Raw genomic sequence first — 11,858 nt, forward strand, 5'->3', positions numbered from 1 at the left:
GGGGGGGGGGGGGGGGGGGCGGGGGGGGGGGGGGGGGGCCGGGGGGGGGGGGGGGGGGGGGGGGGGGCGGGGGCCCGGGGGGGGGCCGTCCGGGGGGGGGGGGGGGGGGGGGCGGGAGCACAACCTTAGCGCCGTGACAAATGACAGACGTGGCCAGAAGTCAGCGTTTGTCGAATGTCAGTGGCTGACATAATCTGACGGGCGTGGCGCCCGGCGGCCGGGCACTCGTGGGGACGGGTGGGCCGCCGCGGCGCCACGGCCATGTTCCGTACGCATCACGTCCCGGGAGGCCCCGGATGAGCCAGTCCGTCGTTGAGAAGACCGAGGCGGACTCACCGCCCACCCGGGGGAGCCTCAAGGGGCACCCCTGGCTGACCCTGCTGACCGTCGCCGTCGGCGTGATGATGGTCGCCCTGGACGGCACGATCGTCGCGATCGCCAACCCCGTCATCCAGGAGAAGCTGCACGCCGCCCCCTCCGAGATCCAGTGGGTCACCAGCGGGTACCTGCTGGCGCTGGCCGTCTTCCTGATCACCGCGGGGAAGATCGGCGACCGCTTCGGGCACAGGACCACCTTCCTGGTCGGCGCCGTCGGCTTCGCCGCCACCTCCACGGCGATCGGCTTCGCCGGGGACATCCGGACGGTGATCGTCTTCCGGGTCCTCCAGGGCCTGTTCGGCGCGCTGCTCCAGCCCGCCGCGCTCGGGCTGCTGCGCGGCGCCTTCCCGGCCGAGCGGCTCAACATGGCGATCGGCATCTGGGGCGGGGTGATCGGCGCCTCCACCGCGGCCGGCCCGATCGTCGGCGGGCTGCTCGTCGAGCACGTCAACTGGGAGTCGGTGTTCTTCATCAACATCCCGGTCGGCCTGCTCGCGCTGGGCCTGGGCCTGTGGATCCTGCGGGACGTCCGGGCCGAGAAGGCCGCCAAGTCGTTCGACGTGCCCGGCATCCTGCTGCTCTCGGTCGCGATGTTCGCCCTGGTCTTCGGCATCATCAAGGCCCCCGAGTGGGGCTGGGGCGAGCCGAGGACCCTGCTCCTGCTGGGCGGCGCCGTCCTCCTGATGGTCCTGTTCGCGCTCTGGCAGGCCCGGGCCGAGGAGCCGCTGGTGCCGCTCGGCCTCTTCCGCTCGGTGCCGCTGTCGGCGGGCACCCTGCTGATGGTGCTGATGGCCTTCGCCTTCTTCGGCGCGATCTTCTTCGTGACCTTCTACCTCCAGAACGTCCACGGGATGACGCCCGTCCAGGCCGGTGTCCACCTGCTGCCGATGACCGGCATGATGATCGTCGGCTCGCCCCTGGCGGGCATCGCGATCGGGAGGTTCGGCCCGCGCCTGCCGATCGTCACGGGCATGGTGATCACCACCGTCGCGATGTTCGGCATGTCCACCCTGGACACCGGCTCGGGCACCGGCGTGATGTCGCTCTGGTTCGTCCTGATGGGCCTGGGCATCAGCCCCGTCATGGTCGGCGCCACCGAGGTGATCGTCGGCAACGCCCCGCTGGAGCTGTCCGGTGTGGCGGGCGGCCTCCAACAGGCCGCGATGCAGGTCGGCGGGAGCCTGGGCACGGCCGTGCTGGGCGCGCTGATGGCCGCCAAGGTCGGCGACGTGCTGCCCGGCGAGTGGGCGAAGGCCGGCCTGCCGCCCGTCCCCGCCGACCAGGCGGAGGGCCTCGAGCAGGCCGCCCAGCTGGGCATCGCCCCGCCGGCCCCGGCCGGCACCCCGCAGCAGGCGGTGGACGCGATGGCCGGAGCCGTGCACCACTCCTTCGTCAGCGGGATGTCGCTGGCGTTCGCGGTCGCCTCGGTGGTCGCCTTCGTCGCGGCCCTGCTCGGGCTGCTCACCCGCCGGGGCACCACCGACGCGGGCCCGGCCGTGCACATCTGATCCGCCGGGCACAGCAGGAGGGCCGGACTCCCGTGGGGGAGTCCGGCCCTCTCGCCTAGGTACTAGCCGGTGATCAGGCGTCGCCGCCGGCGGCGCCCGGGTCGGCCGCGGCCACGTCCAGCAGCTGGTAGCGGTCGATCGCGTCCTTCAGCGCCGAGCGGTCGATCTTGCCCTGCTTGGCGAGCTCGGTGAGCACGCCCAGGACGACCGACTGAGCGTCGATGTGGAAGAAGCGACGGGCCGCGCCACGGGTGTCGGCGAAGCCGAAGCCGTCGGCGCCCAGCGACTGGTACTGGTTCGGCACCCAGCGGGCGATCTGGTCCGGAACCGCGCGCATCCAGTCGGACACCGCGACGACCGGGCCCTCGGTGCCCTGGAGCTTCTGCGTGACGTACGGCACGCGCTGCTGCTCCTCGGGGTGCAGCAGGTTGAACTCCTCGGCCTCCACCGCGTCGCGGCGCAGCTCGTTCCAGGAGGTCGCGGACCAGACGTCGGCCTTGACGTTCCACTCCTCGGCGAGGATGCGCTGGGCCTCCAGGGCCCACGGCACGGCCACGCCGGAGGCGAGGATCTGGGCCGGGATCTGGCCGGCGGTGCCCGGAGCGTACTTGTGCAGGCCCTTGAGGATGCCCTCGACGTCCACGTTCTCGGGCTCGGCCGGCATCTTGATCGGCTCGTTGTACACGGTGAGGTAGTAGAAGACGTCCTCGCCGTGCGGGTGCTCGGCGCTGGAGCCGTACATCCGGCGCAGACCGTCCTGGACGATGTGCGCGATCTCGAAGCCGTACGCCGGGTCGTACGCGACGACGCCGGGGTTGGTCGAGGCCAGCAGGTGCGAGTGGCCGTCGGCGTGCTGGAGGCCCTCACCGGTCAGGGTGGTGCGACCGGCGGTGGCGCCGATCACGAAGCCGCGGGCCAGCTGGTCGGCCATCTGCCAGAACTGGTCGCCGGTGCGCTGGAACCCGAACATCGAGTAGAAGACGTAGACCGGGATCAGCGGCTCGCCGTGCGTGGCGTAGGACGAGCCGGCGGCGATCAGCGAGGCGGTGCAGCCGGCCTCGGAGATGCCGTCGTGCAGCATCTGGCCGGTCGGCGACTCCTTGTAGGCCAGCAGCAGGTCGCGGTCGACCGACTCGTAGGTCTGGCCCAGCGGGTTGTAGATCTTCGCCGACGGGAACAGCGAGTCCATGCCGAAGGTGCGGTACTCGTCCGGGGCGATCGGCACGAAGCGGTTGCCGATGCCCTTGTCCCGCATGAGGTCCTTGAGCACCCGGACGAACGCCATGGTGGTGGCGATGGTCTGGTTGCCGGAGCCCTTCTTGACCGCCTTGTACGCGTCGTCGCCGGGCAGCTCCAGCTGGCGCGGGCGCACCTTGCGGGTGGGCACGTAGCCGCCGAGCTCCTGCCGGCGGTCGTGCATGTACTGGATCTCCTCCGAGTCGCGACCCGGGTGGTAGTAGGGCGGGTAGCCCTCGTCCAGCTGCTTGTCGGTGATCGGCAGGTGCAGCCGGTCGCGGAAGCGCTTCAGGTCCTCGACCGTCAGCTTCTTCATCTGGTGCGTGGCGTTGCGGCCCTCGAAGTTGGGGCCCAGCGTCCAGCCCTTGACCGTCTGGGCGAGGATGACCGTCGGCTGGCCCTTGTGCTCGCGGGCGGCCTTGAACGCGGCGTAGACCTTCTTGTGGTCGTGGCCGCCGCGGCCCAGGTGCTGGATCTGCTGGTCGGTCATGTTCTCGACCATGGCGCGCAGGCGCAGGTCGCTGCCGAAGAAGTGCTCGCGGATGTAGTCACCGGACTCGGTGGCGTACGTCTGGAACTGGCCGTCCGGCGTGGTGTTCATCTTGTTCACCAGGACGCCGTCGCGGTCCTGCGCGAGCAGCGGGTCCCAGCTGCGGTCCCAGATGAGCTTGATCACGTTCCAGCCGGCGCCCCGGAACTGGGACTCCAGCTCCTGGATGATCTTGCCGTTGCCGCGGACCGGGCCGTCGAGGCGCTGCAGGTTGCAGTTGACGACGAAGGTCAGGTTGTCCAGGCCCTCACGGGCGGCCAGGGACAGCTGGCCCAGCGACTCGGGCTCGTCCATCTCGCCGTCGCCGAGGAAGGCGTACACCTGCGAGTCGGAGGTGTCCTTGATGCCGCGGTGCTCCAGGTAGCGGTTCATCCGGGCCTGGTAGATCGCGCCGAGGGGGCCGAGGCCCATCGAGACGGTCGGGAACTCCCAGAAGTCCGGCATGAGGCGCGGGTGCGGGTAGCTGGAGAGGCCGTACGGGGCCTTCGACTTCTCCTGGCGGAACGCGTCGAGCTGCTGCTCGCTGAGTCGGTCCAGGAGGAACGCGCGGGCGTAGATGCCGGGGGAGGCGTGGCCCTGGAAGAAGACCTGGTCGCCCGACTCGCCGTCGGCGTCCTTGCCGCGGAAGAAGTAGTTGAAGCCGACGTCGTAGAGCGACGCGGAGGAGGCGAAGGTGGCGATGTGGCCGCCGACGCCGATGCCGGGGCGCTGGGCCCGGGAGACCATGACGGCCGCGTTCCAGCGGGTCGCGTTCAGGATCTTGCGCTCGATCTCCTCGTTGCCGGGGAAGAACGGCTCGTCCTTGGTCGCGATGGTGTTGACGTAGTCGGTGCTGCGCATCTCGGGCACGGCGACACGCTTCTCGCGGGCGCGCTCGATCAGCCGCAGCATCAGGTAACGGGCACGCTCACGCCCCCGCTCGTCGATGGCCGCATCGAGCGACTCCAGCCATTCCGCGGTCTCCTCGGGATCGAAGTCCGGGACCTGACTCGGAAGGCCACCAATGATGATCGGGTTGCGATCGGTTCCGGAAGCCACGCTGTTCCTTCACTGTCGGTCGAAACTGAGGTGTGTCGCGCCGCCTCCATCGTGCTACCGCGCTCGGAGATCCGTCATCTCTACCGATCGGTAACCGTTCCGTCCTGTGGGACGGGACGGTCTGGCGGTGTGCGGAGCCGGCTTCGTCAGCCGCGCCGCGCACCCCCGGGTGTTACGAACAGAGGTGGTCCGACCTGGTGTCCCGTCCGCCCGATGGCGGGCGGTCGGGGTGAGGGCCAACAGGAGACTCTACGCCCGCGCACACGCGGACCAGAATGCCGTTCGCATCTCGGGCATGCGTACGGCCTGCGGGCCGGGGCCACCCGAAGCATCCTTGTCCCACGCAGAGAAGGGCAAATCGGTGTGATTCCCGACACGTCGACCGGCGTGTTCCCGGGCGACACGTCAACCTTTGGAGGGGATCGGGGGTCGGGTACTTGCGCGAACCGCCGCTCCCGTGTGGACTACGGCCACAGCCTCGGCATGGACGCCGAGCCGAATACTGGAGGTTATTCCCGTGAGCGCGACCGCGGACCCCGCGGACAAGTCCAACCCGGCAACCCGTCTCGCCTTCGAAGAGGGCCAGATCGTTCAGGAGCTGGGCTACGACGACGACACTGACCAGGATCTCCGCGACGGCATCGAGGAGATCACCGGGACGGATCTCGTCGACGAGGACTACGACGACGTCGCAGACGCCGTCCTCCTGTGGCACCGCGACGACGACGGGGACCTCACCGACGCCCTCGTCGACGCGCTGGAGTACCTGGCGGAGGGCGGCCTGATCTGGCTGCTCACGCCGAAGACCGGCCGGGACGGGCACATCGAGGCGTCCGACATCGCCGACGCGGCGAAGACCGCCGGCCTGTCGCAGACCAGCTCGATCAACATCGTCAAGGACTGGCAGGCCACCAAGCTCGCCACGAAGTCCACCAAGCCGACCGGCAAGCGCTGACCGCAGCGCGCTGAGTCGCAGGGCTTGGCACCCGGGCCCCGTCGGAGTCTCCACTCCGGCGGGGCCCGGTGCCGTTCGCGGCCCTTCCGGGAAGTCGTTCGGGCCCGGATGTCCAGACCCCTGCAAGGGGTTCGCTCAGGGCGAACACGATCGGCCGTCCGGGTCGCCGGGTCATCCGTTCGGCGCAACGCCCGTCAGCGGATGCGAGGATGGGCCCGGTCGCACACCTCGCGCGGCCCGGTACGCGTCGGAAAGGTCCCGCTCATGGCCATCGAGGTCGGCACCCTGGCTCCGGACTTCGAGCTGAACGACCAGCACGGCGCGAGCGTGCGCCTCGCCGACTTCCGGGGCCGCAAGGCCGTCGTCCTGGTGTTCTACCCGTTCGCCTTCACCGGCGTCTGCACCGGGGAGCTGGGCGAGGTCCAGCGGGAGCTGGACGGCCTGCAGAACGACGGGGTGCAGGTGCTCGGCCTCTCCTGCGACTCCCAGTTCTCCCAGCGGGTCTTCTCCGACCGGGAGGGGCTGGGCTTCCCCCTGCTGGCCGACTTCTGGCCGCACGGCGCCGTCGCCCGGGCCTACGGCGTGCTGGACGAGGAGCGCGGCTGCCCGCTGCGCGGCAGCTTCGTGATCGACCGCGCCGGGACGGTGCGCTGGAGCGTCGTCAACGGCCTCCCCGACGCCCGGGACGTGCGGGACTACCTCAAGGCCCTCGCGGCGCTCTGAGCCGCGCCCGGGGCGTGCGGCACGCCCGCCTCGCCCCGTCCGTCCCGTCCCGTCCGAGCCGCCCCGTCCGTCCCGCCGTTCGCCGGTGCGTTCGGGAACCGGGCACTACGCTCGGGCCGTTGGCGGATAGGGGCGTACGTCCGATTTCGGGCGCCGCCGCCCGGTACCGCACCACCGGGGGCACCGAGTGTGCCTCCCGATTCTTGGAGGGCAAGTGGGAGTCAGCCTCAGCAAGGGCGGCAACGTCTCGCTCACGAAGGAGGCCCCGGGTCTCCAGGCCGTCATCGTCGGGCTGGGCTGGGACGCCCGGACCACCACGGGGACGGACTTCGACCTCGACGCGAGCGCGCTGCTCTGCAACGACCAGGGCAAGGTCTCCGGGGACGGCAACTTCGTCTTCTTCAACAACCTGAAGAGCCCGGACGGCTCGGTCGAGCACACCGGCGACAACCTCACCGGCGAGGGCGAGGGCGACGACGAGTCGATCAAGGTCAACCTGGCCGGCGTCCCGGCGGACGTCCAGAAGATCGTCTTCCCGGTGTCGATCTACGACGCCGAGAGCCGCGGCCAGAACTTCGGCCAGGTCCGCAACGCGTACATCCGCGTGGTGAACCAGGCGAACAGCGCGGAGCTGGCGCGCTACGACCTGACGGAGGACGCCTCGACCGAGACCGCGATGGTCTTCGGCGAGCTCTACCGCAACGGCGGCGAGTGGAAGTTCCGCGCCATCGGCCAGGGGTACGCCTCCGGCCTGCGCGGCATCGCCCAGGACTTCGGCGTGAACGTCTGAGGCGGTAGACCCCGACGAGGCGGTAGGACCCCGATTCCCTTCACCTCCCTTCGGGGACAAGGGATTCGTGCACGATCCCGGGGCGGGGCCCGGCCCGCGCGGGGGGGGGGGGGCCCCCGCGGGGGGGGGGCCCCCGGGGGGGGGCGGGTGGGTGTGTGGGGGGCTGGGACGGGGGCGCCACCGGGCGGCCCGGCGGGGGGGCGCGCCCCCCCGACCCCCCGCCCCCCCCGGGGGGGCCGGGGTGTGGGCCCCCCGCGCGGGGGGCCCCCCCGCCCCCCCGCGGGGGGCCCCCCGCCCCGGCTTCGTGGCGCCCCGGTGCGCTGCGAGGATGTGTGAGTTCAGGAAGTTCAGGCGGCCGACACGGGCCGTCCGGGGCCGCGGGGGTTTACACCTTTAAGGCGCGCTCCGGGAGAAGCAAGGGAGGAAGGACAAGTCATGGTGGTCACGCTCGCCAAGGGCGGCAACGTCTCGCTCACCAAGGCCGCGCCGAACCTGACGCAGGTCCAGATCGGCCTCGGCTGGTCCGCCCGCTCGACCACGGGCGCCCCGTTCGACCTCGACGCGAGCGCGCTGATCTGCGGCGGGGGACGGGTGCTCGGCGACGAGTACTTCGTCTTCTACAACAACCTCAAGAGCCCCGAGGGCTCGGTCGAGCACACCGGTGACAACCTCACCGGCGGCGACGAGTCCGGCGACGACGAGCTGATCCTGGTCAACCTGGAGCTGGTCCCGGCGCAGGCCGACAAGGTCGTCTTCGCGGTGTCGATCTACGAGGCCGAGGCCCGGCTGCAGAACTTCGGACAGGTCCGCAACGCCTACATCCGGGTCGTCAACTCCGTCGACGGCCAGGAGATCGCGCGCTACGACCTCTCCGAGGACGCCTCCTCCGAGACGGCGATGATCTTCGGCGAGCTCTACCGGTACGCGGGGGAGTGGAAGTTCCGCGCGGTGGGCCAGGGGTACGCCTCGGGCCTGCGGGGCATCGCCCTCGACTTCGGCGTGAACGTGCAGTAGGGGCGAAAAGAGAGAAAATAGACCAGTCGCACTCGATCGATCATGAGAACAGAGGGCGGTGCGGGGGTGACCTGACCGGGCCCGGCCCGGTCAGGCCGTCTCGGGACGAGGTCTTGCCCCGGCACGGCCAGAACCCGAAAGGTAACCAAGTCCCGTGTTCCTCCGCACTTTCGGCTGGTCGTTCGCGATCACCGCCATCGGACTGATCGCGGCCGGGCTGCTCTGGGGAGCCCAAGGCTTCGGCATCGTGCTGATCCTCTCCATCCTGGAGATCTCGCTCTCCTTCGACAACGCGGTGGTCAACGCCACGGTGTTGAAGCGGATGAACCCGTACTGGCAGAAGATCTTCCTCACCGTCGGCGTGCTCATCGCCGTGTTCGGCATGCGCCTGGTCTTCCCGCTGCTGGTCGTCGGCCTCACCGCGAAGCTCAACCCGGCCACGGTCGTGGACCTCGCACTGCACTCCGACAAGACCCACGACGGCCTCACCTACGGCCAGTACCTGGAAGCGGCCAACCCGGCCATCGCGGCCTTCGGCGGGGTCTTCCTGCTGATGATCTTCCTGGACTTCCTCTTCGACGAGAAGGAGCACAACTGGCTGGGCTGGCTGGAGCGCCCCCTGGAGAAGGCCGGCAGGCTCGACGCCCTCTCCAGCGTCGTGGCCCTGGTCGCCCTGGTGCTCGCCTCCCGCTTCTTCGCCGAGGAGCACGCTGAAACCGTTCTGCTGGCCGGTGTGCTCGGCCTGATCACCTACCTCGCCGTCAGCGGGCTCTCCTCCATCTTCGAGTCGGGCCTGGAGGAGGAGGCCGAGCGCGAGGAGGAGGACGAGAAGGCCGGCAAGTCGATCGTCCAGGTCGCCGGCAAGGCCGCGTTCTTCCTCTTCCTGTACCTCGAAGTCCTGGACGCCTCCTTCTCGTTCGACGGCGTGGTCGGCGCCTTCGCCGTCTCCAACGACATCCTCCAGATCACCCTGGGCCTCGGCATCGGCGCGATGTACATCCGCTCGCTGACCGTCTTCCTCGTCCGCAAGGGAACCCTGGACGACTACGTCTACCTGGAGCACGGCGCGCACTACGCGATCGGGGCGCTGGCGGCGATCCTGCTGATCGGCATCAAGTTCCACATCCCGGAGATCGTCACCGGCCTGATCGGCGTCCTCTTCATCGGGCTGGCGCTCGGCTCCTCCGTCCTGCGCAACCGGCGCGAGGCGGCCGAGGAGGACGCGGGCGAACTGGTCGGCAGCGACAAGTAGCGCCCGCCCGAAGCCCTTCGGCACGACCGACAGCGGCCGCCCCCGGACGATCCGGGGGCGGCCGCTGTTCGTCGTGCCGAAGGCCGTGCGTCAGGGGCTCAGCCGAGCTGCTGCTCGATCGCGCGCAGCTTGCGCTCCAGGGAGTCCAGCTTCGGCATCGACAGGGTGTCGTCGTCGGCCGTCAGGTCGACGGTCGAGCCGCGCTGGGAGGAGGCCGAGGAGTACGTCGACGAGGAGTAGCTCGACGAGTAGGAGGACTCGACCGCGGCGCGCGGCCGACGGCCGGCGTCCAGGGCGGCCGGCTCCGTCAGGGAGGTGCTGTCGGACTCGGCGGCTAGGGCAGGCTCCGTAGCGGTCTGGCCGTCCCCGGCCGCCGTCAGCGCGGGCAGCTGCCGCCCGCCGCGGGCCCGGGCCAGCACGCCGCCCTGACGGGAGATCGCCTTCAGCTCGGCCCGCTCGCGGCGGTCGGCCGAACGGGCGCGGACCTTGGCGTCCATCTTCGACTGGCGCTCCTCGCGCACCTCCTCGACGGCCTCGTCCAGGCTGCGCACGTTCTCCAGGAGCATCAGCGACCAGGCCGCGTACGTCTCGCGGGGGGCGCGCAGCCAGCGCACGATGCGGATCTGGGGAAGCGGACGCGGCACCAGGCCCTGCTCGCGCAGGGCGGCCTTGCGGGTCTGCTTCAGGGCGCGGTCGAAGAGGATCGCGGCCGAGATCGACATGCCGGAGAAGAACTGCGGGGCGCCGGCGTGGCCCAGGCCGCGCGGGGCGTGGACCCAGTTGAACCAGGCCGAGGCGATGGCGAAGACCCAGACCAGCAGGCGGGAGCCGAGGGCGGCGTCACCGTGGCTGGCCTCGCGCACGGCGAGGACCGAGCAGAACATCGCGGCGCCGTCCAGGCCGAACGGGACGAGGTACTCCCAGCCGTTGGACAGGCCCAGGTTCTCGATGCCGAAGCCCACCAGGCCGTGGAAGGACAGGGCGGCCGCGACGCCGGCGCAGCAGAACAGCAGGGTGTACGAGGAGATGCCGTAGATCATCTCCTTGCGCCGCCTGCGCTCCTCGCTGCGCTCCCAGGAGTCTCCGCTCTCGTCCTTGTTCACGTTCTTGAAGCGCAGCGTCGCCAGGAGGATCGCGACGAACAGCAGGGCTGCGCCGCCGACGACGGTCCAGACCAGCTGTATGGAGGTCAGGTTCATTGCGGGTCGGGCCTCGGGTTTCGGCAGGGGACAGGAACTCGGTGCGACGTACAGGCGGTCAGCTCCCGCCGAGCGGGCATCGCCTGACGGTTCGTTCGTCACCGCACGGCATGCCCGCGCGCCCGCGCGGGGGCGGACGGGACACCTGTGCGGCTAGACGATATCGCGTCCGAGGGGGCGGCATGTTACGGGAGGGGGCGTTCCTCCGGCCAATCGACCCGCCGGGCGCCGGTCGGGCGGCCCCGTGGTGAGCGCCGGGCGGCTGCGCGGGGTAGGGGAGGGGAAGCTTTGGGTATCCGTCGGCGGGGCCGATGCCCGATCATGGTTCGTCGGACCGTCAGACCGCCTGACGGGACTGGGGAGGGGACGGGATGGTCTCGATCTGGGAGTACCTGCGCGGGGACAAGAGCTACACCTTCGACAATCCGGGCGGCCAGCACAAGGTCACGCTCACCAAGTCCTCCCCGCAGCACGCGATCACCGGCTCGGCCGCCACCACCGGTTACCTCTTCGTCAACCTGCACTGGACGACCCGCTCCGGGGCCGTGCGGCCGAGCGCCCGGGACAGCGTCAAGCGCTTCTTCAGCCCGCGCAACATCTTCAACCCCCAGGAGCCGGACTCCGGGCAGGACGTGCAGCTCAACGTCGACCTCGACCTGGCCTGCATGTACGAACTCTCCGACGGCAGCCGGGGCGTGGTGCAGCCGCTCGGCGAATTCTTCGGGGACCTGCGCGAGCCGCCGTTCATCAAGCTCAGCGGCGACGACCAGTACGGGGCGCCCTCCGGGGAGACGATGTACGTCAACCTGGAGAAGAAGGACAAGTTCAAGCGGCTGCTGATCTTCGTCTACATCTACGACGGCACGCCGGCCTTCGACCAGACGCACGCGGTGGTGACGATCGTGCCGCAGACCGGGCCGCGGATCGAGATCAAGCTGGACGAGCGGGCGCGGGCGGCGCGGTCCTGCGCGGTGGTGCTGATCGAGAACGTGGGGGACAACCAGCTGACGGTGCGGCGCGAGGTGCGGTACGTCAACGGGTTCCAGGCGGACATCGACCGGCTGTACGGCTTCGGGATGCAGTGGCAGCGCGGGTACAAGGAGCGGGGCGGGGCGGGGGACTAGGGCGTGTCTTTCGGATCACGCCAGGCGGACGCCGCCGGGGCACGCACCTCGCCGGCTTCTCGTCAGTCGCCGATGCTCCGCATGGACTCCC

9 protein-coding genes are annotated in these 11,858 nt (G+C 70.5%); 7 read left to right on the forward strand and 2 right to left on the reverse strand.

The annotated features are described in order from the left end of the window. Positions 1 to 296: 296 nt before the first annotated feature. Positions 297 to 1,886 carry an MFS transporter gene (locus ACIRRS_RS38175; protein WP_402981646.1) on the forward strand — a complete coding sequence of 530 codons (1,590 nt, stop codon included), beginning with the start codon at positions 297 to 299 and terminating at the stop codon, positions 1,884 to 1,886. Between the two features lie 73 nt (positions 1,887 to 1,959). On the opposite strand, the gene aceE is transcribed toward ACIRRS_RS38175, so the two are convergent. After that, positions 1,960 to 4,710 (reverse strand): pyruvate dehydrogenase (acetyl-transferring), homodimeric type, encoded by a 2,751-nt coding sequence (gene aceE / locus ACIRRS_RS38180; RefSeq protein ID WP_402981649.1) that lies wholly within the window; start codon positions 4,708 to 4,710, stop codon positions 1,960 to 1,962. Positions 4,711 to 5,227: 517 nt separating this feature from the next. Here aceE and ACIRRS_RS38185 point away from each other — a divergent pair. The 5 genes from ACIRRS_RS38185 (at position 5,228) to ACIRRS_RS38205 (ending at position 9,444) form a co-directional block, all read left to right on the forward strand. Then, entirely contained in the window at positions 5,228 to 5,665 is a 438-nt protein-coding gene (locus ACIRRS_RS38185; protein WP_402981652.1) for a DUF3052 domain-containing protein, read from the forward strand. A 264-nt stretch (positions 5,666 to 5,929) separates the two neighbouring features. Then, a complete protein-coding gene (locus ACIRRS_RS38190; protein ID WP_402981655.1) occupies positions 5,930 to 6,388 on the forward strand; it encodes a peroxiredoxin in 459 nt (152 codons plus the stop codon). Between the two features lie 214 nt (positions 6,389 to 6,602). Further along, positions 6,603 to 7,178: a TerD family protein gene (locus ACIRRS_RS38195; RefSeq protein ID WP_402981658.1), complete on the forward strand. Its 576-nt coding sequence runs from the start codon at positions 6,603 to 6,605 to the stop codon at positions 7,176 to 7,178. Positions 7,179 to 7,613: 435 nt separating this feature from the next. After that, complete coding sequence (locus ACIRRS_RS38200; protein ID WP_402981661.1) at positions 7,614 to 8,192, forward strand: TerD family protein; 579 nt, start codon at positions 7,614 to 7,616, stop codon at positions 8,190 to 8,192. A 154-nt stretch (positions 8,193 to 8,346) separates the two neighbouring features. Then, entirely contained in the window at positions 8,347 to 9,444 is a 1,098-nt protein-coding gene (locus ACIRRS_RS38205) for a DUF475 domain-containing protein (RefSeq protein WP_402981664.1), read from the forward strand. A 98-nt stretch (positions 9,445 to 9,542) separates the two neighbouring features. Here ACIRRS_RS38205 and ACIRRS_RS38210 read toward each other — a convergent pair whose 3' ends face one another. Further along, positions 9,543 to 10,643 (reverse strand): DUF2637 domain-containing protein, encoded by a 1,101-nt coding sequence (locus ACIRRS_RS38210; RefSeq protein WP_402981667.1) that lies wholly within the window; start codon positions 10,641 to 10,643, stop codon positions 9,543 to 9,545. Between the two features lie 371 nt (positions 10,644 to 11,014). Between ACIRRS_RS38210 and ACIRRS_RS38215 the strand changes: the two genes are divergently transcribed. Continuing rightward, positions 11,015 to 11,767: a Tellurium resistance gene (locus tag ACIRRS_RS38215; RefSeq protein ID WP_402981670.1), complete on the forward strand. Its 753-nt coding sequence runs from the start codon at positions 11,015 to 11,017 to the stop codon at positions 11,765 to 11,767. Positions 11,768 to 11,858 lie beyond the last annotated feature (91 nt).

The organism is Kitasatospora sp. NPDC101183, from assembly GCF_044767945.1.
GTDB lineage: Bacteria > Actinomycetota > Actinomycetes > Streptomycetales > Streptomycetaceae > Kitasatospora.

What these genes read in the sequence shown, in the direction of transcription:
- ACIRRS_RS38190 (WP_402981655.1), top strand. Translation starts at nt 5,930, where the DNA reads ATGGCCATCGAGGTCGGCACCCTGGCTCCGGACTTCGAGCTGAACGAC.
- ACIRRS_RS38200 (WP_402981661.1), top strand. Translation starts at nt 7,614, where the DNA reads ATGGTGGTCACGCTCGCCAAGGGCGGCAACGTCTCGCTCACCAAGGCC.
- ACIRRS_RS38175 (WP_402981646.1), top strand. Translation starts at nt 297, where the DNA reads ATGAGCCAGTCCGTCGTTGAGAAGACCGAGGCGGACTCACCGCCCACC.
- ACIRRS_RS38210 (WP_402981667.1), bottom strand. Translation starts at nt 10,643, where the DNA reads ATGAACCTGACCTCCATACAGCTGGTCTGGACCGTCGTCGGCGGCGCA.
- ACIRRS_RS38215 (WP_402981670.1), top strand. Translation starts at nt 11,015, where the DNA reads ATGGTCTCGATCTGGGAGTACCTGCGCGGGGACAAGAGCTACACCTTC.